Source organism: Acinetobacter sp. 742879 (assembly GCF_000588535.1).
GTDB lineage: Bacteria > Pseudomonadota > Gammaproteobacteria > Pseudomonadales > Moraxellaceae > Acinetobacter > Acinetobacter pittii.
In genome coordinates this window covers 167,680-190,051 of the sequence record NZ_JFYC01000003.1, presented here as the reverse complement: position 1 = coordinate 190,051, position 22,372 = coordinate 167,680, and the positions used below count along the sequence as shown (strand labels likewise).

The 22,372-nt window shown below is 38.2% G+C and carries 26 protein-coding genes; 16 read left to right on the top strand and 10 right to left on the bottom strand.

Features of this window, described 5'->3' with window-relative positions:
• Positions 1 to 4: 4 nt before the first annotated feature.
• Entirely contained in the window at positions 5 to 628 is a 624-nt protein-coding gene (locus J690_RS10260) for an HD domain-containing protein (RefSeq protein WP_032035632.1), read from the top strand.
• 100 nt (positions 629 to 728) lie between these two features.
• On the opposite strand, the gene J690_RS10255 is transcribed toward J690_RS10260, so the two are convergent.
• The 5 genes from J690_RS10255 to J690_RS0104215 form a co-directional block, all read right to left on the bottom strand.
• Positions 729 to 1,514 (bottom strand): thiazole synthase, encoded by a 786-nt coding sequence (locus J690_RS10255; RefSeq protein WP_001154366.1) that lies wholly within the window; start codon positions 1,512 to 1,514, stop codon positions 729 to 731.
• Positions 1,515 to 1,527: 13 nt separating this feature from the next.
• Positions 1,528 to 1,725 carry a sulfur carrier protein ThiS gene (gene thiS, locus J690_RS10250; RefSeq protein ID WP_002115323.1) on the bottom strand — a complete coding sequence of 66 codons (198 nt, stop codon included), beginning with the start codon at positions 1,723 to 1,725 and terminating at the stop codon, positions 1,528 to 1,530.
• Positions 1,726 to 1,738: 13 nt separating this feature from the next.
• Positions 1,739 to 2,104 carry a DUF423 domain-containing protein gene (locus J690_RS10245; RefSeq protein ID WP_002115263.1) on the bottom strand — a complete coding sequence of 122 codons (366 nt, stop codon included), beginning with the start codon at positions 2,102 to 2,104 and terminating at the stop codon, positions 1,739 to 1,741.
• A gap of 111 nt (positions 2,105 to 2,215) precedes the next feature.
• Positions 2,216 to 3,082 (bottom strand): RNA polymerase sigma factor RpoH, encoded by an 867-nt coding sequence (rpoH, locus tag J690_RS10240; RefSeq protein ID WP_002115267.1) that lies wholly within the window; start codon positions 3,080 to 3,082, stop codon positions 2,216 to 2,218.
• Positions 3,083 to 3,215: 133 nt separating this feature from the next.
• Positions 3,216 to 3,461: a sulfurtransferase TusA family protein gene (locus tag J690_RS0104215; protein ID WP_032035630.1), complete on the bottom strand. Its 246-nt coding sequence runs from the start codon at positions 3,459 to 3,461 to the stop codon at positions 3,216 to 3,218.
• A gap of 372 nt (positions 3,462 to 3,833) precedes the next feature.
• Here J690_RS0104215 and J690_RS10235 point away from each other — a divergent pair, with 372 nt between their 5' ends.
• Complete coding sequence (locus J690_RS10235; protein WP_000126912.1) at positions 3,834 to 4,046, top strand: cold-shock protein; 213 nt, start codon at positions 3,834 to 3,836, stop codon at positions 4,044 to 4,046.
• Positions 4,047 to 4,155: 109 nt separating this feature from the next.
• Complete coding sequence (gene rhlB / locus J690_RS10230) at positions 4,156 to 5,307, top strand: ATP-dependent RNA helicase RhlB (protein WP_002115257.1); 1,152 nt, start codon at positions 4,156 to 4,158, stop codon at positions 5,305 to 5,307.
• A gap of 38 nt (positions 5,308 to 5,345) precedes the next feature.
• On the opposite strand, the gene J690_RS10225 is transcribed toward rhlB, so the two are convergent.
• Positions 5,346 to 5,726 (bottom strand): putative periplasmic lipoprotein, encoded by a 381-nt coding sequence (locus tag J690_RS10225; RefSeq protein ID WP_005073503.1) that lies wholly within the window; start codon positions 5,724 to 5,726, stop codon positions 5,346 to 5,348.
• A gap of 204 nt (positions 5,727 to 5,930) precedes the next feature.
• Between J690_RS10225 and J690_RS10220 the strand changes: the two genes are divergently transcribed.
• From J690_RS10220 to J690_RS10165, 12 genes are all read left to right on the top strand, one after another.
• Complete coding sequence (locus tag J690_RS10220) at positions 5,931 to 6,506, top strand: nitroreductase family protein (protein ID WP_005073504.1); 576 nt, start codon at positions 5,931 to 5,933, stop codon at positions 6,504 to 6,506.
• A 34-nt stretch (positions 6,507 to 6,540) separates the two neighbouring features.
• Positions 6,541 to 7,614, top strand: coding sequence for an NAD(P)H-dependent glycerol-3-phosphate dehydrogenase (locus J690_RS10215; RefSeq protein WP_032035628.1), 1,074 nt, complete (start codon positions 6,541 to 6,543; stop codon positions 7,612 to 7,614).
• Between the two features lie 56 nt (positions 7,615 to 7,670).
• Positions 7,671 to 8,126 carry a SixA phosphatase family protein gene (locus J690_RS10210; RefSeq protein WP_005068324.1) on the top strand — a complete coding sequence of 152 codons (456 nt, stop codon included), beginning with the start codon at positions 7,671 to 7,673 and terminating at the stop codon, positions 8,124 to 8,126.
• Between the two features lie 23 nt (positions 8,127 to 8,149).
• Positions 8,150 to 9,289: a type II secretion system protein GspL gene (gene gspL, locus J690_RS10205; protein WP_032035627.1), complete on the top strand. Its 1,140-nt coding sequence runs from the start codon at positions 8,150 to 8,152 to the stop codon at positions 9,287 to 9,289.
• Positions 9,289 to 9,768: a type II secretion system protein GspM gene (gene gspM / locus J690_RS10200; protein ID WP_005073507.1), complete on the top strand. Its 480-nt coding sequence runs from the start codon at positions 9,289 to 9,291 to the stop codon at positions 9,766 to 9,768. Before gspL ends, gspM begins: the two co-directional genes overlap by 1 nt.
• 89 nt (positions 9,769 to 9,857) lie before the next feature.
• On the top strand, positions 9,858 to 10,862 hold the full coding sequence (locus J690_RS10195; RefSeq protein WP_032004644.1) for a quinone-dependent dihydroorotate dehydrogenase: 1,005 nt from the start codon (positions 9,858 to 9,860) through the stop codon (positions 10,860 to 10,862).
• Between the two features lie 6 nt (positions 10,863 to 10,868).
• Positions 10,869 to 11,456, top strand: a complete 588-nt coding sequence (locus J690_RS10190) for a CvpA family protein (protein ID WP_002115251.1) — start codon at positions 10,869 to 10,871, stop codon at positions 11,454 to 11,456.
• Between the two features lie 25 nt (positions 11,457 to 11,481).
• On the top strand, positions 11,482 to 13,023 hold the full coding sequence (gene purF / locus J690_RS10185; protein WP_005073509.1) for an amidophosphoribosyltransferase: 1,542 nt from the start codon (positions 11,482 to 11,484) through the stop codon (positions 13,021 to 13,023).
• 78 nt (positions 13,024 to 13,101) lie between these two features.
• Positions 13,102 to 14,991 carry a M48 family metalloprotease gene (locus J690_RS10180; RefSeq protein ID WP_005068334.1) on the top strand — a complete coding sequence of 630 codons (1,890 nt, stop codon included), beginning with the start codon at positions 13,102 to 13,104 and terminating at the stop codon, positions 14,989 to 14,991.
• Between the two features lie 100 nt (positions 14,992 to 15,091).
• Positions 15,092 to 15,739 (top strand): hypothetical protein, encoded by a 648-nt coding sequence (locus J690_RS10175; RefSeq protein ID WP_017480785.1) that lies wholly within the window; start codon positions 15,092 to 15,094, stop codon positions 15,737 to 15,739.
• Between the two features lie 11 nt (positions 15,740 to 15,750).
• Positions 15,751 to 16,716: a 2-hydroxyacid dehydrogenase gene (locus J690_RS10170; protein ID WP_017398569.1), complete on the top strand. Its 966-nt coding sequence runs from the start codon at positions 15,751 to 15,753 to the stop codon at positions 16,714 to 16,716.
• Positions 16,717 to 16,859: 143 nt separating this feature from the next.
• Positions 16,860 to 18,287 carry a M48 family metalloprotease gene (locus tag J690_RS10165; protein WP_081405130.1) on the top strand — a complete coding sequence of 476 codons (1,428 nt, stop codon included), beginning with the start codon at positions 16,860 to 16,862 and terminating at the stop codon, positions 18,285 to 18,287.
• 92 nt (positions 18,288 to 18,379) lie between these two features.
• Here J690_RS10165 and J690_RS10160 read toward each other — a convergent pair whose 3' ends face one another.
• Both J690_RS10160 and rpsU read right to left on the bottom strand, forming a co-directional pair.
• On the bottom strand, positions 18,380 to 18,826 hold the full coding sequence (locus J690_RS10160) for a GatB/YqeY domain-containing protein (RefSeq protein WP_002115302.1): 447 nt from the start codon (positions 18,824 to 18,826) through the stop codon (positions 18,380 to 18,382).
• A gap of 25 nt (positions 18,827 to 18,851) precedes the next feature.
• Positions 18,852 to 19,067, bottom strand: a complete 216-nt coding sequence (rpsU, locus tag J690_RS10155) for a 30S ribosomal protein S21 (protein WP_001136722.1) — start codon at positions 19,065 to 19,067, stop codon at positions 18,852 to 18,854.
• Between the two features lie 145 nt (positions 19,068 to 19,212).
• Here rpsU and tsaD point away from each other — a divergent pair, with 145 nt between their 5' ends.
• A complete protein-coding gene (gene tsaD, locus J690_RS10150; protein WP_032035624.1) occupies positions 19,213 to 20,223 on the top strand; it encodes a tRNA (adenosine(37)-N6)-threonylcarbamoyltransferase complex transferase subunit TsaD in 1,011 nt (336 codons plus the stop codon).
• A 2-nt stretch (positions 20,224 to 20,225) separates the two neighbouring features.
• Here the strand turns inward: tsaD and J690_RS10145 are convergent, their stop codons facing one another.
• Positions 20,226 to 21,329 carry a DUF6670 family protein gene (locus J690_RS10145; protein WP_032035622.1) on the bottom strand — a complete coding sequence of 368 codons (1,104 nt, stop codon included), beginning with the start codon at positions 21,327 to 21,329 and terminating at the stop codon, positions 20,226 to 20,228.
• Positions 21,330 to 21,432: 103 nt separating this feature from the next.
• Positions 21,433 to 22,314 (bottom strand): ATP-binding protein, encoded by an 882-nt coding sequence (locus J690_RS10140; RefSeq protein WP_032035621.1) that lies wholly within the window; start codon positions 22,312 to 22,314, stop codon positions 21,433 to 21,435.
• Between the last annotated feature and the right edge of the window lie 58 nt (positions 22,315 to 22,372).

Below are 22,372 nucleotides of genomic sequence, written 5' to 3'. Positions count from 1 at the left end.
TTAATTGATGATGCAGCTTTATTTATCAAAACTAAAGCATGTTTGGTTTGAGCTGCATCAGCATTATGATTTTTCTGAACCGCAGAAAATCTATGATGAACTTATTGCGGCTTATAGTGAAAAACAGCGAGCCTACCATACCGTCCAACATTTATATGAATGTTTGAGTTTAATGGAGGCGGTTCAATACGAATTAAATGATCCGTATGCTGTTGCATTGGCTCTTTGGTTTCATGATGCAGTCTATGATCCAGAAGCTAAAGACAATGAGCTTAAAAGTGCTGAGTTATTTGAACAATTGATGGCGCAAGATTTATCGTTCGATACCCTAGAGAAAATAAAGCGTTGGATTCTTGCGACTCAAAAGCATGCATTAACCGATGAAACAGATTTGCAATTTTTATTGGATATTGATTTAGCTATTTTGGCAGCAACACCTGAACGTTTTATCCAGTATGAACAACAAATTCAGCAGGAGTATTCTTGGGTTGATCCAGAAGTATATTCAATTAAGAGAAAACAAGTTTTAATACATTTTTATCAGTCTGAGCCACTTTATCAAACTGTATATTTCCAAAAGAATTTTGAGTTAAACGCCAAGGATAATTTAAGACGAATATTGGAATAGCCTAAGCATATTAGAATAAAGCGATATATTTTTAAAACGTAAAATGGTTATATGACAGGAGAGGAATCACTGGAAAAAGCAGTGATTCCTTGGAAATAAATTATTTAAAGAAATAACCTGTTTCTGGCGAGCTTGCATTTGCCATGCGTTTACGTGGCATACGACCTGCTAAAAATGCTTCACGTCCTGCTTCAACAGCTTTTTTCATTGCAGAAGCCATCAAAATAGGGTTTTGGGCAGCTGCAATTGCTGTATTCATCAATACACCATCACATCCAAGTTCCATCGCAATAGCAGCATCACTTGCTGTACCAACGCCTGCATCGACTAAAACTGGAACTTTTGCATTTTCTTTAATAATTGAAATGGTATGTGGATTTAAAATACCTAAACCTGAACCAATTAGACTACCTAAAGGCATAATCGCAACACAGCCCATACTTTCAAGTTCTTGAGCAATGATTGGGTCGTCAGAGGTATAGACCATAATCTCAAAACCGTCATCAATCAAAGTGCGCGCGGCTTTTAAAGTCTCGGTTACATTTGGATATAAGGTTTTTTCATCACCCAATACTTCAAGTTTTACTAGGTTATGACCATCGAGTAACTCACGCGCTAGCATACACGTGCGTACTGCGCTGTCAGCATCAAAACAACCTGCGGTATTTGGCAAAATTGTATATTTCTCTGGTGGGATGACCGAAAGTAAATTCGGTTGATCTGGATTTTGTCCAATATTCACACGGCGGATTGCGACGGTTACGATTTCTGCACCACTGGCTTGAATAGCTAAATCCGTTTCATTTAAGTCTTTATATTTGCCAGTTCCAACCAATAAACGAGATTGAAAAGAACGTGAACCAATAATGAGAGGGGTGTCTTGCATGGATAACTCCGACTTAGCCGCCGCCAACAGCGTGAATAATTTCGATACGGTCATGTTGAGCAATAGAAATTTGCTCTAATTTGCTTTTAGAAACGATTTGCTGATTGTGCTCAACAGCAAAACGTTTTCCTTCAAGTGCCAACTCCTGAATGAGTTGCAACAGGTTTTGGCTAGGCGTGTCCGTTAATTCGCCATTTAAATAAATTTGCATGATCACATTCCGATTATTTTGCGTATTTGAAAGCATTCCAAGCCAAGACTAGCCATCCCGCAATCATTAAGGCTCCACCGATTGGCGTAATTGCGCCTAATATTCGTGGTAAACCTAGCGCCATGATGTAAAGCGAACCACAAAAAAATAGAATACCAATTTGGATAAGCAAGAAAGATAACTTGATTGGGAAATGAGGAAGAACCTTACTTAAAATACCAAGAGCTAATAGGCCAAGCGCATGATAAAAAAAGTAGTCGGTTGCAGTCTGCCACCAAGCAAGTTGCTCAGGACCCGCGTGAGCTTTAAGACCATGTGCTCCAAAAGCACCCAACATGACTGCAAAAGCAAGATTAAGGGCTGAAATGGCGATCCACATAACAAAAAACGCAACTGAATAATGAAAGGCAACGTTAACATAGATTGGGTTGGCTAAACATAGCCAGATAAAACAAAAGGGCGATTCGCCCTTTTATTTTTTTCATTTATTTTAGCTTGCTGACATGGCAGTTTTGATTTTTTCCATCGCATTCTTTTCAAGCTGACGAATACGTTCTGCCGAAACATTATATTCAGCTGCTAACTCGTGAAGAGTAGATTTGTCATCATCTAACCAGCGGCGTTGTAAAATATTACGTGAACGGTCATCTAACTGGTCCATTGCATCATGCAAGGCTGAAGTACTTTGCTCTTCCCAGTCTTCGTTTTCGACTAAACGGGCAGGGTCGTAGCGGTTATCTTCAAGATACAACGCAGGAGCAGTATGAGGGGTGTCATCATCGTCATCACCTTGTGCCTCAAAAGCAGCATCATAGGCAGTTAAACGACCTTCCATTTCCAGAACTTGTTCTGGAGTTACATTTAAGTCATTAGCAATCGATTGAGCTTCTTCGAGCGTTAACTTTTTACTCGATTTCTTTAAACTACGTAAATTGAAAAATAATTTACGCTGAGCTTTTGTCGTGGCAATCTTGACGATACGCCAGTTGCGAATAACGTATTCATGAATTTCTGCCTTAATCCAGTGGACGGCAAAAGATACTAGACGCACGCCCATATTTGGGTCGAAACGTTTAACGGCTTTCATTAAGCCTAAATTACCTTCTTGAATAAGGTCGCCTTGTGGTAGGCCATAACCTGCATAGCTGCGCGCAATATGAACGACAAAACGTAAATGCGACATTACCAGCATTTTTGCGGCATCAAGATCTTGGTCATAATAATAACGTTCAGCAAGTTCTTTTTCTTGCTCGGCCGTTAAAATAGGAATCTGATTGACAGTACTGATATATGCACCAAGGTTTACACCGGGCGCAGACAATGACAGGGGCATCAATTGATTGCTGCTGTCACTCATGAGTTCTCCTTATAGGATCGAATGGGATAACCAATAAATTCATCTTAATTTGAATCAGCTTCATAATTAAGGAAAATTGGGTAGAGAAATGTAAAATTTTATGCAATTTCTAATCTTTTAGTTTAGCAAAGAATTATTGAGTTTCAATTAAATAGTGAAATTCTCTTTCTGATATGTGTATAGTTTGACACGTAAAATGATGTAAATCGCAGTAACGAGTTACATCAATTTCACTATGAGGATCTGAAGATTTTAATAAAAATTGTTGTTTGCCTGACGCTTTTTTAAGTTCACGTTTTAGCATTAACAATGGCATTGGGCAGGGTTGTCCAAGGGCATTAATTTCAATGGGTGCTGTATTAGAAGAAGTATTGCTCATTCATCATCAAAACAACTGAAAAAAATATTCTAACAAATTTTTAATAAATACAGCATATTTTATGAAAGAAGATGCAGGAATTTCTATAAAAAATATTGTAATAAGCTGTTTAAAAAAAGAACTAAAAATAGGGGAAATATTTGAAAAAAATTCTATTAATTGTCATAAACCCGTGTTAAGCTCGAACCGTTTTAGGATTTACCACACAATCAAATTGATTTAATAACCCTATAACAAATGGATGTAACCGGAAATTGTTGATAGTTTTACAGAATGATTACAAGCTTTAAGATTATAAATATTTTAAAACCTTGTTTGCTCTGCTGTTTGCAACACCGGAAGGTCCTTTTTTCAACATCTGAGGATTGACTTATGACAGCTCGTGAACAAGGCGTAGTAAAGTGGTTTAATGACACTAAAGGCTTTGGTTTTATTCAACGTAACGGCGGCGACGATGTATTCGTTCACTTCCGTGCAATCGTAGGTGACGGTCACCGTTCTCTACGTGATGGTCAACGCGTAGAGTTTAGCGTTGTACAAGGTCAAAAAGGTTTTCAAGCTGAAAACGTTCAGCCTTTAGACTAAGACTAATTCATCTTTTTGATGAATGATGGACGCTCCAATTTTTGAATTGGGGCGTTTTTGTTTATAATGATCTTCTCATTCGAGAGATTGTTTGTTAGAGCGCGTATTTATGACATCTGGTTTTGAAACCTTGAATTTACATCCGCAACTTAAAAAGGCGATTGATGCTTTAGGGTTTACTCAAATGACCCCAATTCAGCAAAAGGTTTTAAAATATACATTAGCCGGGCATGATGCAATTGGGCGAGCACAAACAGGAACAGGTAAGACAGCTGCCTTTCTGATTAGTGTAATTAATGATTTACTCAATAATCCGATTCAAGAGCAACGCTTCCGTGGCGAGCCTCGTGCTTTAATCTTGGCGCCTACTCGTGAGTTGGCATTGCAAATTGAAAGTGATGCGAAATTTCTCACAAAATTCTCTAATTTACATTTAGTGACCCTATTAGGTGGTGTTGATTTCGATAAGCAGAAGAAGCAACTTGATGCTAATTTTGTCGATATCATGGTAGCCACACCTGGGCGATTAATCGATTTTGTAGAACAAAAAGAAGTCTGGCTCGATCAAATTGAATTTTTAGTTATTGATGAAGCTGACCGTTTATTAGACATGGGCTTTATTCCTTCCGTAAAACGTATTGTTCGTTATTCACCACGCAAGGAACAACGTCAAACACTCATGTTCTCAGCGACGTTTAGTTATGACGTCTTGAATTTGGCAAGACAATGGTTATTTGAACCTGTAACTGTTGAAATTGAGCCTGAACAAAAGACCAATAACGATGTAGAGCAACGTGTTTATGTTGTAGCTAAACAAGATAAATATCGTTTATTGCAAGATATCTTGCGTGAAGAGCCAATCGATAAGGTCATGATTTTTGCTAATCGACGTGACCAAGTCCGCCGTCTTTATGATCATTTAAAGAAAGATGGATATAGAGTTGGTATGCTTTCTGGTGAGATTGCTCAAGATAAACGTTTAAAAATGTTAGAGCAATTTAAGCAAGGTAAACATAATATTATGATTGCGACGGATGTTGCTGGTCGTGGTATTCATGTCGATGGCGTGTCGCATGTCATCAACTTTACGTTACCTGAGCAGTCTGATGATTATGTACACCGTATTGGTCGTACAGGTCGCGCTGGGTCACAAGGTGTAAGTATTAGTTTTCTTTCAGAAGATGACGCCTTTTATTTACCCGAAATTGAAAAAGCAATTGGTAAAAAATTACCACTGACCAGATTAGATGGTTATTGCTAATAAAAAAATCCCAATCATTTGATTGGGATTTTTTTTGATTAATTAATTTTACAATAGAAAGTAAGCGTTGTTTGGTAGTCATCATCTTTTGCTAAAGATGCATTTTTACCAGTTAATGTACCAATAACCCCTGCTGCTGCTTCAACCATTTGACCGGTTTTTTCACTTACAACATCTTTTAATACACCGTTATATGTTGTTTTTTCATCTACAACGACTGGTGTAGTGTTTTTTGAGCAAGTTTTTTGAGCTGCAGTAATTGCATTATTTTTCGCAATTAAATTGGTTTTGCCAATACCTGTAACTTCAAACTGATTATTTTCTTTTTGAACTGCTAAAGTATTTTTAGGAGTAGTTGCGCAAGCACCAAGTAATAAAACAACACCGCTCATTGCGCTTGCTAAAATTATTTTTTTCATAATGCACCTAAAGTTAATCGCTAAAAGACATAGCTATTTGAACATAAGTTTTCTAGTTGATTTTGAAGACGTTGTATGAGTTTTGATGTTTTGTATTAAAAAATGTCAAAGTGAGAGTTCGCTAATTTTATAAGCTAGATTCAATGGTGGATTAACGGTAGATTATGCTAATCTATTTTGAATTTTTGAGTTAGATCAATATTAATGACGGAATCAGCAATACAAATAATTCACCAAAATATTCATCAGCGTCAGTCTATTGGCCAATTAGTTGAGCCGGCTCCAAGTACAGAGCAATTAGAGTTAGCTTTCCAAGCAGCTTTGACTGCTCCAGATCATCATAGACTTAAGCCAACGCGTTTTGTAGTTGTTTCAGGCGAACAACGTGGTGCTTTTGGTGAAGTTTTAGCAAAGGCTCTAGCAGATTTAGGTGAAACTGATCCCGCTCAACTCGAACGTGTTAAACAACATCCTTTTCGTGCACCATTACTCATTTTAGCGCTTACACAACTACAAGATCATCCGAAAGTGCCGCATTTCGAACAAATCTTAAGTACGGGTGCCGCAGTACAAAATCTTTTATTATCTCTACAAGCTCAAGGTTTTTCGACCATGTGGCGTAGTGGTGCAGTTGTTGAATCAAATTGGTTAAAACAGCATTTAGGTCTGCAACCTCGTGATTTAATTTCAGGTATTATTTACGTCGGCACAGCAGCTAAAGTAATTGCACCGCGTGCAGATATTGAAAGTAAAGAATTCGTAAAAGTTTGGCAGGCTTAAACGTCTGTAGAAGTAAGAAATAGGATAATAAAAGATGGCTGAATTTAAGTTTACAGATTTGGTGGAACCTGTTGCGGTTGATAAAAAAACTGCTTTACGTATTACCGTTCTAGGGGGAGGAAGCTTTGGAACGGCTATGGCAAATTTAGCTGCACGTAACGGTTGCGATACCATGATCTGGATTCGTGACGGCGAAACAGCTGAGGAAATTAATAAAACACACATTAATAAACGTTATTTGCCAGATTTTATTTTAGAGTCATCATTACGCGCTGTATCTGATCTTGAGCAAGCTGTATGTGACCGAGATATTATTTTAGTCGCAATTCCAAGTCACTCATTCCGTGATGTTTTAAAACAAATCGCTCCTTATATTACTGCACAAGCGGTTGTGTCTTTAACTAAAGGCGTTGAAGCTAAAACTTTCAGCTTCATGAGCGATATTATTCGTGAAGAATTACCTGAAGTTCCCTATGGTGTGCTATCAGGTCCAAACCTTGCAAAAGAAATTATGGCAGGGATGCCATCTGGTACTGTTATTTCCAGTGATTCTGAGTTAGTTCGTTATGCTGTGCAACATGCTCTGCATAGTGCTTTATTCCGTGTTTTTGGTAGTGATGATGTACATGGAGTGGAGTTAGGTGGTGCGCTTAAAAATATTTATGCGGTTGCAATGGGAATTGGTGCCGCTTACAAAATTGGTGAAAACACCAAGAGTATGATTTTAACGCGTGCTTTGGCTGAGATGAGCCGTTTTGCAGTAAAACAAGGTGCAAATCCGCTTACATTCTTGGGGTTGTCAGGTGTTGGTGATTTATTCGCGACTTGTAATAGTCCTTTAAGCCGTAATTATCAGATTGGTTATGCTTTAGGTTCGGGTAAAACGCTGGATCAGGCAAGTAAAGAGTTGGGGCAGACAGCAGAAGGCATTAATACAATTGTTCAGGTGCGTGGTAAAGCAGAAGAACTAGATGTTTATATGCCTATCACTAACGCTTTATATGAAGTTATTTTCGAAGGGGCGCCTCCTTTAAATATTGCATTATCTCTTATGAAAAACGGACACCGTAGTGATGTTGAATTTGTTTTACCTCATCACGAAGTCTGAAGAAGAAATGTCATAAATTGTGGTTATAATGCAGGAATTATTAACAAGGAAAATTTATGCAACTGACATTGGTTCGCCATGGGGAAGCCGCTCCACCTGTAAATGGTAACGACACTAAACGCCCTCTTACTGCTCGTGGACATGCTCAAGCAGAACAGACAGCAACATTTTTAAAAGATATTGTTAAGCCTGATATTTTTGTAGTTAGTCCTTTGTTGCGTGCTCAAGAGACATTGGCACATATTCAAGCGTACTTTAAAGATGTGCCTGTGTTGTTATGCGATAAAATTAAACCGGATGATAACGCCAAAGAGGCAGTCGAGTGGTTGTCTCAGATTCCTTATGAGTCAATTGTGGTCGTGTGTCATATGAATGTAGTAGGGCATATTGCTGAACTGCTGACCCATGAAAACTTTAATCCATTTGCGTTGGCTGAAGCTCGAATTTATGATCAGGCTGTGATTGCAACTGGTTTATCAACACAAAAAAATAGTTTTATACCCACAATATAAATAAAAAGGTTATTTAGCCCATTATGCTGTATTTATGGATGCCTGAAACCAATGGAATATGGCATTGGTCTAACGGAGAAAACTGGTTGCAGGCTGAAAGCCTCGATCAATTAATACAAGACCTACAATTGCACCAAGGAAAAGAGGCTGTTGTCTTTTTTCCTAGTCGTCATGCTCAGGTATTCCAGCAACAAATAGCAAAGTCTCATTACAAGCAACTCGGAGCAGATGGTGTTAAATATTTGCTTGAAGAGTTTGTAACTTTGCCTATTGATCACATGAAAGTAGTTCATCATTTTCATGCTGATCAATTAACAATATTGGGCGTTGCAAAAACTACTGTGGAAACATGGCAACATGCGATGAATTTGTTGCCAATCAAGCTGGTTGCTTTGTTGCCAGACTTTTTGATTTTGCCAGAACCACAAGAGCACCAAGTTATCCTGTGTAATATTGACCAAAAATTACTGGCGCGCGAAAGTAAATGGGTGGGTAACTCACTAGATGATTTGGGATTGTTTTTGGAATTCCAGCCAGTTGAAACAAACTATCAATATAGTGGATTAACGACAGAACAATTAGAAAGCTTAGAAGCAGCTTCTAGTGTTGAGCAACGTTCAGAATTTTTTTATCAGTTTCAGGGCTTAGATAAACTTAAACAGCATCCTTTTAACGTTTTACCAAAAGCCAAAGGGCAAGAGCAAACGGTTTCTGGGTACTGGAAAGCATGTGCGGTTATTGTTTTAGCAATCATTGTAGTTCAGTTCAGCTATGATTTGTTGCGTTGGGTAAAATTAAGAAATGTAGCAAATCAAACAGCTGAGCAGACAATTGAGCAATATAAATATTGGTTTGGTCCTTCTAGTCGCGTAAATGAACAAAATATAAAAAGCCAATTTGAAAGTCATTTAAGAATGAGTAAACAAGGCGATACACAAGCACTTTCTTTATTGAGTCGTGTTGGACCTATTTTGATGCAAAGACAAATTTTAGCTCAGCAATTAAATTATGATGCTTCTACACTAACCATGGCCTTGAAAGCAAAATCGGCAGATGATTTGCAAGCTTTAACACAGCAGCTTAATCAGCAAGGATTTAAGGCGGAGTTAGGTAATGTTCAAGCCGATGGTGGTGGGGCTATTGGGGTGGTGAAAATACAATAATGAAAATGTTAGCTCAATTGCAAAACCGCTTTGATCAGTGGATCGAACAAGTTAATCAATATTTAGACCGTTTGACTGTCCGTGAACGTATCATGGTAGTCTTTACTACAATTTTTGTTGTAGTGGCTATTATTGGGGCTTCACTTTGGAAAATGCATTCCTTAGCAGAACAGCAGCAACAGCGCTTAAATGATTTAAAAGATTTGATGGTGTGGATGCAAAGTAATGCAGTCACTATGAAACCTGCGAGTGAGCTTGAGCTGGGGCAGGCAGAAAAAATACAACGTGTAGCTCAACAGCAAGGTTTAACGGTTACTTCTCAGCAAAATGGCGAGCAGTTACAAATTATTGTTACTCATCAGAATTACGCAATTTTAGCTAACTTTTTAACCCAACTGGCACAAATGGGCTTAAGTATTGAAAAAATGGAAATGGTTTCAAGTGAAGGTCAGATTAAATTAACAGCGACGGTTCAATAACATATTAAAATATGCTGGTCTTAAGCATGGTGTTTTGTGCTCCCTGTGCCTATAATATGCCTACCTAAAATCAGTAGATTGTGATTGGTATGTTATATTCACTTGCTCGCCCGATGTTGTTTAGTTTAGCACCAGAGCGTGCCCATGAATTAACATTATCTATGCTTGATAAAGCACATAAGTTCGGCTTACTCCGTCAGAGCGTAGAAGCGAAACCGACGACTTGTATGGGAATTGAATTTCCAAATCCAGTAGGTTTGGCAGCCGGTCTTGATAAAAATGGTGCACACATTGATGCTTTAGCTGGGTTAGGGTTTGGTTTTATTGAAATTGGAACCATTACACCTCGTCCTCAATCGGGTAATCCGCAGCCGCGCTTATTCCGTATTCCTGAAGCTCAAGCCATTATTAACCGTATGGGGTTCAATAATGATGGTGTTGATAAGCTGATTGAAAATGTAAAAGCTTCAAAGTTTAAAGGAATTTTAGGCATTAATATTGGTAAGAATGCTGATACTCCTGTAGAAAAAGCTGTTGATGACTACCTGATTTGCCTTGAGAAAGTGTATAACTACGCTTCTTATATTACCGTTAATATTTCATCTCCAAATACTAAGAACTTAAGAAGTTTACAAAGTGGCGATGCATTAACTGAACTATTGCAAACCTTAAAAGAAAGACAACTTGAGCTAGCTGAACAAAATAATCACTATGTTCCTTTGGTTCTGAAAGTTGCACCTGATTTAACAGCGGAAGATGTTGAATTTATTGCAGCGCAGTTAGTACAGTTTAAAATTGATGGCTTGATCGTTACTAATACGACCTTATCAAGAGAAGGTGTAGAAAATCTTCCTTATGGTAATGAGTCGGGAGGTTTATCAGGCGCGCCTGTTTTTGAAAAAAGTACAGAATGCTTACGTTTGTTTTCCCAAACATTAAAAGGACAAATCCCGTTAATTGGCGTGGGTGGAATTTTGTCGGGTGAACAAGCAGCAGTCAAACAGCAAGCTGGAGCAACATTAGTACAGATCTATAGTGGGCTAATTTATACAGGTCCTATTTTAGTGAAACAATGTGTTGCAGCTATGTCTTAAGTGAATATGAACACAATTGATATCATTATTCTGATACTTTTGCTCATTGGGGGGCTAAACGGTTTGCGACAAGGATTTATTAAAGCCTTTGCGAACTTGGTAGGATGGGTCATTGCATTAATTATGGGTGCAAAATATGCTGTCCTTCTTGCTCCGTCTATGTCGGGTTTAAGTCATGATCCAGTTGTTCAAAAAATTGCAGCTTTTGCATTTATAGCGCTTTTGATCATTGTTTTAACATGGATCGTCTCTGCATTTTTAAATGGCCTCTTGAAAAGTCTGAAATTGGGGCCATTAAATCGTTTAGCAGGTGGTGCTTTTGGTTCTTTAAAGGGCTTGTTGGTTGTACTAATTACAATGCAGGGTGTAGGACCTTGGGTTGAAAGTTCACCGCACTGGAAACAGTCCAAATTTATACAGTTTTTATTGCCTTATGCGCCTTTGGCTACCGAGTTGTCTAAAGATGCTGCAAGTGAGGCATTTCATCAAATAACATCTGGAGGTAGTGCATCAGGCACTCCTTCAAAACCAATGGACGAATCGGAAGATTTAGAAAACCGATCCGACCATTCGACAAAGAATCCTTTTTATTAATTCCTAGCTTGTCTGCGAGGTTGCTATGTGTGGAGTTGTTGGTATAGCCGGTAAATCGCCAGTGAACCAAATGTTGTTTGATGCTTTAACGATGTTGCAACATCGTGGGCAAGATGCAGCTGGAATAGTAACCTGCCATGAAGGCCGTCTTTTCCTTCGTAAGGATAACGGTATGGTGCGTGATGTCTTTCATACTCGTCATATGAGAGCATTACTTGGTAATTATGGTATTGGCCATGTACGTTACCCAACTGCTGGTTCTGCGAGCAGTGCTGAAGCACAACCATTTTATGTAAACTCACCTTACGGTATTACGCTTGCACATAATGGTAACTTGACCAATGCAGAAGAAATTCATGATGACCTGTTTAAAACAGATTTACGTCATATGAATACTGATTCTGACTCAGAAGTTCTTTTAAACGTATTCGCACATGAATTACAGAAAAAAGGCACTTTAAATCCTACAGCTGACGATATTTTTCACACGGTTTCTCGTGTGCATGAGCGTTGCCAAGGTGCGTATGGTGTAGTAGCGATGATTACTGGTCATGGTTTGGTTGGCTTCCGTGATCCGAATGGTATTCGCCCACTTATTTATGGTTCGCGTGTGACTGAACAAGGTGAGATGGAATACATCATTGCTTCTGAATCGGTGGCTATTACTGCTCTTGGTTTCAAAATTGAGCGTGATATTGAACCAGGTGAAGCAATTTTCATCAATGCAAATGGCGAGTTGTTCTCTAAACAATGTGCTGCTAATCCGAAATACCGCCCATGTATTTTTGAATACGTTTATTTTGCTCGTCCTGATGCGATTATTGATGGAATCTCGGTTTATAAAGCGCGTTTAAAAATGGGTGAAAAGCTTGCTCATAAAATTTTACGTGACTGGGGCGAGGACCACGATATTGATGTGGTGATTCCAATTCCAGATACGAGCCGTACTTCAGCTTTAGAACTTGCAAATATTCTAGGTGTGAAGTTCCGTGAAGGTTTTATGAAAAACCGTTATATCGGCCGTACCTTTATTATGCCGGGTCAACAGCAACGTAAAAAATCTGTACGTCAGAAATTAAACCCTGTTGAGTTAGAATTCAAAGGTAAGAACGTTCTGTTGGTGGATGACTCTATTGTACGTGGTACAACGTGTAATGAGATTATTCAGATGGCACGTGATTCTGGTGCAAAAAAAGTATACTTTGCGTCAGCAGCACCGAAAGTAATGTATCCAAACGTTTACGGTATTGATATGCCTGCTAAAGCTGAGCTTATTGCTTCAGAACGCAGTGTGGAAGAGATCCAAGAAATTATTGGTGCTGATCGTTTGATTTTCCAAGAATTGGAAGACTTGAAAAATGCTGTACGTACCAGCAAAGTGCCTGACTTAACTGAGTTCGATTGCTCAGTATTTGATGGAATCTATGTAACAGGTGATATTGATGGTAACTATCTAAATAATTTGGAGCAGAAGCGTAATGACTCTGCTAAGAAGAAAAAAGATGGTTATATTGACGTTAATGTCGATGCTGCTTCTGTAGATTTAACAGGCATCAAAGAAGAATAGAAATAGCCGAAAAAAGCGGGTATTTCCCGCTTTTTTCTTTTATGATGAAACCTAACAATGTAATTGGGAATATTTACATTGAAAGAAGTAAGCCACTATCTCATCGAAAATAAAAATATGGCGTGGTCCATCACTATGTGTTTGGTTGCTGTGCTGCTTACTATTTTTATCTTAAATTTAATTTTAGGTTTACTCGTTCATTTTTTTGATTATAGCCAGCCAATTTGGTGGCATACCTTAAGTCCTTACTTCGTTGCACTATTACTTTTTATTATGGTTTGGTCGGTAGTTACTGAACTTTATATTCTGCGTAAAGGTGGACACTCTTTAGCAAAACAACTTAAAGCACGTCGTTTGGTGAAAGAGGAGAGTACTCCCGAAGAACTCGCGGCATTAAAAATTACAGAACACTTAGCCCAAAATTTTTCACTTAAAGTTCCAACAGTATATGTATTACCTGATGAAGTTGGTGTAAATGCACTTACGGCAGGTTTTCATCCCAAAGATATCGTAATTATTCTGACATGGGGTGCTTTACAGAATCTGGATAAGCTTGAGTTATATGGTTTATTGGGCCATGAGTTTAATCAGATTTTATCGGGTGAGGCTGTTGAGAATACTAAATTAAAGATTTTATATAGCGGCTTAACAACTTTTAGTCAGTGGGGCAGTAAATTAGCCAAGCAGGGTTTTAAGCGCTATAGCCCTGGCTATAAACATAAATTTGAAACAGTTTTTGTTGCAGTGGGTGGAGTCATTTGGTTGGCTGGAAGCCTAGGTGTGCTGATTACTCGTTTTATTAAGTATTTGACTTTGAGTGGGCGCACATTTCGTAATGACCAAAAAACAGTACGACTATTAAAAAATAATGCGAATACCCAAACTTTATTGCGTATTTATGTTCACCACTCTGGTTCGCAAATTCATAGTGCTTATTCCGAATCAATCGCACATATGTGTTTTGCTAACTCGCTAAGCCCGCAAAGCTGGATGAATATTCACCCGAGTATTCGTGAACGTATTTATGAGTTAAATCCTACTTTGCTACAAGATTTACAATTAGAAAATTTAAAGAAACTTCGCAACCGTCCGTTGTTTAGCTTATTTCATTTCTTAGAAGAATCTGAGAAAGAAATTTATATTCCGTGGTCATCTCCACAGCCTTTACCTTTATTAAGGTTGTCACCAATTAGTTTTGCATTAAATGATGCCATTAAGCCCCTGAGTAGTGATGTACGTCGAAATAAAAAGCGTCCTGAATTAATTCAGCGAGCACTACAAACTGCGACTGGTTCACGTGAAGTGATGGTTGCTATTTTGATGATTCGCCAATATCGGGAGTTTATTCCAAAAGATGCACCTGTGAGTCATGCCATTATCGATGCATTATTGAATTTGGATGGACGTATTCATATTCAAATATTTCATGATGCTTGTAAAAATATTGGGCATATACCCGCAAGTATTGCTCGGCAATTTCTTACTAAGCTAGCGCTTATTATTCAAGAAGATGGTGAAATTGGGTTGTTAGATGCACTTTTACTGGAGCGGGTTAAACATGAGTTGAACTTGATGCCGTTACATTTACCGACTGCATTTGAAGAAGTGAAACCCCAAATTGTTCGTTTAATTGATGCTTTACTTCATGTTCAGCAAATTAATAGCCCAAATCAATTAGAAGTACGTGAGCGCATTTTACGTTCGCTGCTCAATCCCGATGAAATGTATATCTATGATGAAATTTCAGATGAGCCATTAGATCTGGCTGAAATTTTAAATGATATTGCTGGTTTATTATTACGTGACCGGCTAAGTATTCTAGCTATTGCAGAAATGTGTTTGTGGAGCGACCGTATTATCACGCAAGATGAACTCGATGTGCTTGAATTGCTTTATTGGCGTTTTGGCTTTGAGACAGAAGAAATTGTGGATCAAATGCAAAAGAGAAATAGTGTGATGATTATTTAAAAGACATCTACGATTATAAAAACATCTGAATGAAATAAAACACTGAAAAAAAAACTCAAGCCCGTTAGAATGTAGATAGAGTAGAGGTATTGATTTACAGATGATTGGGCAGCAAAGAAATATATTGGCAACTTTAGGAATTGATGTATGGATTCCTAAGACACAGGTGTGCCAAAAAAATAATGCTCAAAGTCTCTGGCGAGATCAAGCTGCGCCAGAAGGTGAACCAATTATATTGCCTTCTAAGAACAATCCAGTTGTTGAGCAACCGACAAAACCACAAGTCAACGAAGTTCCAAAAGTTGAACCTGAAATTGCGGTACCACTTCCAGTAGAAGTTCCGCCTGTTGTGTCGCCTCGTACTGAAGTACAAGCTCCAGTGGTTACGATTGCTTCATTTGAGTTACAGGCTTTTGCGCTTGAAAAATGCGTTATTTTTTTAGATGTTACCAATTTAAGTGAAGAAGAAAAGCAGCTTTGGAATAACATTCAAAAAGCAAAAATAGGGCAATATGCTGAACTAAAATGGCCGTTCCCTTTAGCTAACTATCAAGATCAACGTGGTGCAGGTTCATATATTCAAGGATTTTTAGATGCTGTCGCAGCAGACAAGAAAATCTTGTGCCTTGGGGAATGTTCTTATATTCAACATGCCAATATTATTCATTTGGCGAGTTTAAAAGAGATGTTGGAGAAACCACTCCTTAAAAAAAGGTTATGGCAATTAATGCAAGATAACAACGAGTAGTAGGGATTTACATGAAAAAAGTTGTAGTTTTTAGCCAAATTGATGAAGAAATTTTGTCTCGATTACAACAGGATTATCATGTTGTAGTTCTTAATCCAAAACTGGGTGATATTAATGAGCAAATTCGCCAACAAGTTGTAGATGCTGATGGGATGATTGGTGCTGGTCGACTTCTTAATGAAAGTAATCTTGCGCCTGCTCAAAAACTCAAAATTATTTCATCTGTAACAGTTGGCTATGACAATTATGATGTGGCTTATCTAAACCAAAGAAAAATCTGGTTATCAAATACCCCTCATGTTTTAACTGAAACAACGGCTGATCTTGCTTTTACATTATTACTAAGCGCTGCTAGAAAAGTTCCTTTTCTTGATCATTGGACGAAACAAGGTGAATGGAAAAGAACTGTTGGGCCTCAGCAATTTGGTTTAGATGTTTTTGGAAAGACGCTAGGAATTATTGGGCTTGGTAATATTGGTGCTGCAATTGCACGCCGTGGTTTTTATGGATTTAACATGAATATTGTTTACCATAACCGCCGTGAAAAACCTGAATTGGCAGAGCCTTTAAAAGCACAATATCTTGGTTTAGATGAGTTATTGCAACAGTCTGATTTTGTGGTAACCGCAGTTGACTTAAATAATGAATCGAAAGCCTTGATGGGGAAAGCTCAATTTGAGCTTATGCAAAAGCACGCTATTTTTATAAATATTGCGCGTGGTTCAGTAGTTGATGAGCAAGCTTTGATTGAGGCCTTACAAAGCGGGGAAATCTTTGGAGCTGGTCTGGATGTATACGAGAAAGAACCTTTACAAGATTCAGAGCTTTTTAAACTGCCAAATGTTGTTACTTTGCCTCACGTAGGATCTGCGACTGCAGAGACCCGTAAAAAAATGGCAAATCTTGCTTATAAAAATCTAGTTGAAGCTTTGGAGGATAAAACTCCTAGATATTTGGTAAACCCAAACTTTGCATAAATGATTAATAACACTTCATTGCAAAACTAAGCGATCTCGAGTGATATATTAAAAGTCTATTGATTGAACATAATTTTTTATGTTTTATATCGTTAGACTTTTTTTGATGGTTTAATTTTACTAGAGAAAAACTTTTGAGATTTTTGCCAATTATTTTAAGTACGGCTTTTATAACAAATGCTTCGTACGCACAGCCTTTCGATCCTCAGCCTTCTGTAAATCAGGTAGAAATTCCAAATATTGGAAGTGGGATTGGTTTGCTTGATCAACAAAAAGAAAAGTTCATTGGCGAAAAAGTTTTTCGTGAAGTTCACAAACAAATGCCCGTTATTCAGGATGTCTGGCTAGAAGATCAATTTTTTCAGGTATTTTCGAGTATTTTAAGTGAAACTCAGCTTGGGCAGCCGATTGGTCTAGTCGTGATTAAAGACCCACAAATTAATGCTTTCGCTGTTCCAGGTGGCTTATTTGCGCTCAATACAGGGCTTATTGCCTCAGCACGAAATATTGATGAAATTGCTGGTGTTATGGCGCATGAAATTGCGCATGTATCGCAAAGGCATTTTAGTCGCTCTGAAGAAGCCTTTAAAGGTCAAACATTGCTAAGTCTAGCAGGACTTTTAGCGGGGGTGGCTATAGCTGCACAGGGTGGTGGCGATGCGGGTGCAGCAGTGATGCTTGGAACTCAGGCTGCACTCATGGATAAGCAATTAACATATAGTCGAAATCAAGAGCGTGAAGCAGACCGCATCGGCATGCAATATATGTATGCAGCAGGTTATAACCCTCAAAGTATGGCTGATTACTTTGAAACAATGCATAGAGCTACAAGTCGGGTAAGTTTTTTACCGGATTTCTGGTTGACTCATCCATTGACGACTGAGCGTATGAGTGAAGCTAGGCTGCGTGCAAACCAGATGCCTCGAGTTAAAAACCGTATATATGATGCAGATTTTGAGATTTTAAAATGGTACACCATGGTGGTTGCCAATCAGGCAACTGAAAACCAACTACAAAGTTTGGCGTCCCAAAAAAATATTGCTGGTCTGATTGCTTTAGCAGCATTTTACACAAGACAAGGTGATTATGTGCAAGCGCAGTCTACTTTAGATCAAGCGAAATCTAGTGGAAAGCCTCTTGTCACATTGTTGCAGACAGATATTTATCTCGGCCAAAATAAATTAGATCAAGCTTATACAACAATTGCTTCTACACAAATGACGATGCCTGAAAATAAAGCTTTTAGTTATAAGTTGGCTGAGGTGCTGCTACGCCAAGGTAAGTTTGCGCAAGTTCAAACTTTGGTTCAAAGATTTATTAATAAGAATCCAAGAGATATACAAGGTTGGCAATTTTTACAGCAAGCTGCGAATTTGGATAAGAATGGACCTTTAAGAGCGGTTAATGTTCTACGCTATCGGGCTGAAGCAGAATATTGGTCAGGTAGTGAGGAAAATGCAATAAAATCAATGTTGCATGCTCAGCGATTGGCAAAAGATAATCAAGCAATGTCGGCAAGAATAGACAGTCGTTTGAAACAGATGCAAGATGAGCGAAGAATGAAGATTTAAAAGTTATATCTTACTTAATTTGCAGGTGTGCAAATATATACAAACTAAAGAAGCTTGATTAGAAGAAATATAAAATTTAAAAAAGGGGGGAATTAAGCTAACTTAGCTTTAATTTTTGCTGAAACTTGAGCAGGATCGGCACGCCCGGCTATGATCGGACGTAGAGAATTCATCACCTTACCCATATCTTTCATGCTAGTTGCTTCTTGAGCAGCAATCGTTTGCTCAATGATAGAATCAAGCTCTTCCTCAGTCATAGCTTCTGGTAGAAACTGAGAGATAATCTCAGCTTCGGCTTGTTCTTTACTAGCTAAATCATTACGACCAGCACCTTCAAAGGCTTTGATCGATTCTTTACGTTGTTTAATTTGCTTTTCAATGACCGCAAGAACCTGAGCGTCGTCAAGCTCTTTGCGCTCATCGACTTCGATTTGCTTAATTGCCGCTTGTAGACTACGCAAAACCGTCACTGTTGCCATATCTTTGGCACGCATAGAAGTTTTTAATGCATCAGTAATTTGGTTTTTTAAAGTAGTCATAATTCAGCAGTCAATCACAAATTAATTAGTAAAGGCGAGTAGTACGTACAGATTCGCGAGCCAATTTCTTTTGGTAGCGTTTAACTGCTGCAGCTTTTTTGCGCTTACGTTCTTGAGTTGGTTTTTCGTAGAATTCGCGTTTACGAACGTCAGCTAAAACACCAGCTTTTTCGCATGAACGTTTGAAACGACGGATAGCTACGTCAACTGGTTCGCCTTCTTTCAACTTAACTTGTGGCATGTAAAATCCTCTAGATTATGGATAAGATCAGGCACACCATTGCGCCAGATCACAAGTGAAGGTCAGTATTTTACTCATTTACAACTCATATCACAAGTCTATAATAGCGATTGCAATATTTTGACTCATATAAAAGGCAGTTTTGATGATTGTTTTAGGCTTGGAAACTTCTTGTGATGAAACAGGGTTGGCACTTTATGATAGCGAACTCGGCTTACGGGGACAGGTTCTTTATAGCCAGATTAAACTTCATGCCGAATATGGTGGCGTAGTACCTGAACTTGCTTCTCGTGACCATGTTCGTAAATTAATTCCTTTAATGAATCAATTGCTTGAACAAAGTGGTGTAACAAAACAAGAGATTGACGCGGTTGCTTATACGCGTGGTCCTGGCTTAATGGGAGCATTAATGACAGGTGCATTGTTTGGCAGAACTTTAGCTTTTTCTTTAAATAAGCCTGCAATTGGTGTTCATCATATGGAAGGTCATATGTTGGCCCCATTACTTTCAAGTCAACCACCTGAATTTCCGTTTGTAGCATTGTTAGTTTCAGGTGGACATACACAATTGATGGCAGCCCACGCTATTGGTCAATATGAACTATTGGGTGAGTCTATTGATGATGCTGCGGGCGAAGCTTTTGATAAAGTTGCAAAAATGATGAGCTTGCCATATCCAGGTGGGCCAAATATCGCAAAACTTGCATTGTCTGGAGATCCATTAGCTTTTGATTTTCCAAGACCTATGCTTCATCAGGGCCTAGATTTTTCTTTTAGTGGTTTAAAAACAGCTGTTTCTGTTCAATTGAAAAAATTGAATGGTGAAAATCGTGACGCTGACATTGCTGCTTCATTCCAAGAAGCAATTGTAGATACCTTGGTAAAAAAATCAGTAAAAGCTTTAAAGCAAACTGGACTTAAACGTTTAGTGATTGCAGGTGGAGTTAGCGCAAATTTAAGACTACGCGAGCAATTAGAATCTTCTTTGGCGAAAATTAAAGCGCAAGTTTATTATGCCGAGCCTGCTTTATGTACTGATAATGGGGCAATGATTGCTTTTGCTGGTTATCAGCGTTTAAAAGCAGGTCAGCATGATGGTTTAGCGGTAACGACCACGCCGCGCTGGCCGATGACTGAACTCACTATTCCTGAGTAAAATTATTCATCGTCAAAGGCCTGTTGGTTTTCAATATCAATGTATTCGATATAACCACGGCCTTGTACTTCATTACCAAAATAATGACCTGTAAATATATAGCTACTCGCATAACCTCGCCCATGACCATAACGGAATGGGCAGTCAATTTCTGCCTGAATGTTTAAGATAATTTGCTTTGCATCATTTCGAGCGATCCAAGAAAAATATTTTGGAAGTCGCATTTTTTGCCCAGTAGGTGAAATGAAGTCATCAACTTGATGCGAAATAATATCAAAGCTTACATCTGTGTAGATTTCAGCTGGCTGGTCTAGATATCGAATATGCAGGGTGTATGCAGCTGTTTGTCCTGCAATATCGGCTTTGGTAAGAAGAAGTTGGGTGGTTTCGTTTAAATTGATGATTTGATAAGTGAAAAAATCAAGTGGCAGTTTATATACATCAGGAATAAGTTTATTTGTAATGGAGTGAGGACCAACTGCTCGAGCATATTCGTAAGTGCAAAGTCCTTGGGTTTCAATGCGTTCTGCTTGATAGTTTAAAAAACCTTTAAACTTTGCCAATAAACTAAAGTGATCATAGATTGGTGTTTTTATAAACCATGAAACATGTGAAGTGATATCGATATCAAAGTTGAAATCAAACCCATCATAATGTCCATTAATATGAATTTGAGGGAATTTTCCTTGAATTGAAATTTCCTGACCTAGTTCTATTAAGGTCCCATCTTTATTAATTTTTGTATCTTCGGGAATGATATAGGCTTTCAGTAAAGCTTGTTCCAGAGCAGCTGTACTTGAAAAGAAAGTAGCTGTTTTTCTAGGATTTCCAGTGATGATATCATCATGGTCAAAAGCAAGTGCACCGGGCGTACCGATTAAAATCATAATATTTAAGTAACGATGCGGCTCTGGTAAAAGCGGGAAAAAGATACCGTAATGTGTCCAGCTATAATATTTTTCGTCAACTCGTGGACGGATGATATGGGCTTGAGTAAAAGGAAGAGTTGAATATTTTTTTGCTTGGTCTAAAACACCTTGTGCAAGTAATAAACTTTTACCAAGCGTTTTACTTGTTGTAGAAATTTTTGGCAATTGCTTTTTCATATATAAACCTAAAGAAGAACTATCTTTGTTTTAGGTTATGAAAAACAACTGCCAAAGCTAAGCGGTTTATAGGCCAAAGCTAAGGCTTTGCAGGACATTTTATTTAATTGTTAGACAAATCTTTTAATGCGTTTAAACCAATCCAATGCTTAGAAAACTGATAAGCAGCTCGACCAGAGCGCTGACCACGCATCTGACACCAACGTAGACTTTCTGCACGAACTTCATCATTGAAAGGCATGTTTGCTTTATCAAGATAATGCTTAACGATTTCTAAATATAGGTTTTGATCCATTGGATAAAAAGATAGCCATAGACCAAAACGATCCGATAAAGAGATCTTTTCTTCAATCGCTTCTTGTGGGTGTAATTCAGTATATTGGGGGACGTCCACCTTAGTTACAGGTGTATTTTCATGCATGAATTCTGGTAACAGGTGGCGACGGTTACTGGTTGCGTAAATAATAAAATTACTTGAACCTGACTGTAATGAACCATCTAATACACTTTTTAGACTACGGTAATTTTCATCTTCGGCATTAAAAGCCAAGTCATCACAATAGACGATATATTTTTCAGGACGATTTTGAATGAGTTTTTGAATTTTAGGTAAGTCTGATAAATCATCACGTTCAATTTCAATTAAACGTAATCCCTGAGGGGCATACTCAGTGAGTAAAGCACGAACAATAGATGATTTTCCTGTACCACGTGAGCCGGTTAACAGTACATCATTTGCTGGTAGGCCATTTAAAAATTGCAAAGTATTTTGAATAATTTTTTCTTTTTGACGCTCAATGCCTTTTAAGTCATCAAGATAAATATTTTTTGGTGCATGGATGGCATTAAGTTGCTGATTTTCCCATCTAAAAGCAGGTGCAGTAAAATCTGTTTCTTGTCGAGGCTCAGGCAAGACTTGCTGTAACTGATTTAATACAAGTGATAATGTTTGAACTAAATTGTCCGGTAAATCAATGGTAGCCATGGTAAGTCAATCATGTTAAACAGTGTTTGATAGGATACTAACACCGAAATTAATAGGC

Bases quoted from the DNA above. Each gene is read 5' to 3' on its own strand.
- J690_RS10215 (WP_032035628.1), top strand. From the start codon at position 6,541: ATGGCTGAATTTAAGTTTACAGATTTGGTGGAACCTGTTGCGGTTGAT.
- rpoH (WP_002115267.1), bottom strand. From the start codon at position 3,082: ATGAGTGACAGCAGCAATCAATTGATGCCCCTGTCATTGTCTGCGCCC.
- J690_RS10160 (WP_002115302.1), bottom strand. From the start codon at position 18,826: ATGACTACTTTAAAAAACCAAATTACTGATGCATTAAAAACTTCTATG.
- thiS (WP_002115323.1), bottom strand. From the start codon at position 1,725: ATGCAAATTTATTTAAATGGCGAATTAACGGACACGCCTAGCCAAAAC.
- gspL (WP_032035627.1), top strand. From the start codon at position 8,150: ATGCTGTATTTATGGATGCCTGAAACCAATGGAATATGGCATTGGTCT.
- J690_RS10235 (WP_000126912.1), top strand. From the start codon at position 3,834: ATGACAGCTCGTGAACAAGGCGTAGTAAAGTGGTTTAATGACACTAAA.
- purF (WP_005073509.1), top strand. From the start codon at position 11,482: ATGTGTGGAGTTGTTGGTATAGCCGGTAAATCGCCAGTGAACCAAATG.
- tsaD (WP_032035624.1), top strand. From the start codon at position 19,213: ATGATTGTTTTAGGCTTGGAAACTTCTTGTGATGAAACAGGGTTGGCA.
- rpsU (WP_001136722.1), bottom strand. From the start codon at position 19,067: ATGCCACAAGTTAAGTTGAAAGAAGGCGAACCAGTTGACGTAGCTATC.
- rhlB (WP_002115257.1), top strand. From the start codon at position 4,156: ATGACATCTGGTTTTGAAACCTTGAATTTACATCCGCAACTTAAAAAG.
- J690_RS10245 (WP_002115263.1), bottom strand. From the start codon at position 2,104: ATGTGGATCGCCATTTCAGCCCTTAATCTTGCTTTTGCAGTCATGTTG.
- J690_RS0104215 (WP_032035630.1), bottom strand. From the start codon at position 3,461: ATGAGCAATACTTCTTCTAATACAGCACCCATTGAAATTAATGCCCTT.
- J690_RS10220 (WP_005073504.1), top strand. From the start codon at position 5,931: ATGACGGAATCAGCAATACAAATAATTCACCAAAATATTCATCAGCGT.
- J690_RS10255 (WP_001154366.1), bottom strand. From the start codon at position 1,514: ATGCAAGACACCCCTCTCATTATTGGTTCACGTTCTTTTCAATCTCGT.
- J690_RS10175 (WP_017480785.1), top strand. From the start codon at position 15,092: ATGATTGGGCAGCAAAGAAATATATTGGCAACTTTAGGAATTGATGTA.
- J690_RS10190 (WP_002115251.1), top strand. From the start codon at position 10,869: ATGAACACAATTGATATCATTATTCTGATACTTTTGCTCATTGGGGGG.
- J690_RS10140 (WP_032035621.1), bottom strand. From the start codon at position 22,314: ATGGCTACCATTGATTTACCGGACAATTTAGTTCAAACATTATCACTT.
- J690_RS10225 (WP_005073503.1), bottom strand. From the start codon at position 5,726: ATGAAAAAAATAATTTTAGCAAGCGCAATGAGCGGTGTTGTTTTATTA.
- J690_RS10195 (WP_032004644.1), top strand. From the start codon at position 9,858: ATGTTATATTCACTTGCTCGCCCGATGTTGTTTAGTTTAGCACCAGAG.
- J690_RS10210 (WP_005068324.1), top strand. From the start codon at position 7,671: ATGCAACTGACATTGGTTCGCCATGGGGAAGCCGCTCCACCTGTAAAT.
- gspM (WP_005073507.1), top strand. From the start codon at position 9,289: ATGAAAATGTTAGCTCAATTGCAAAACCGCTTTGATCAGTGGATCGAA.
- J690_RS10170 (WP_017398569.1), top strand. From the start codon at position 15,751: ATGAAAAAAGTTGTAGTTTTTAGCCAAATTGATGAAGAAATTTTGTCT.
- J690_RS10145 (WP_032035622.1), bottom strand. From the start codon at position 21,329: ATGAAAAAGCAATTGCCAAAAATTTCTACAACAAGTAAAACGCTTGGT.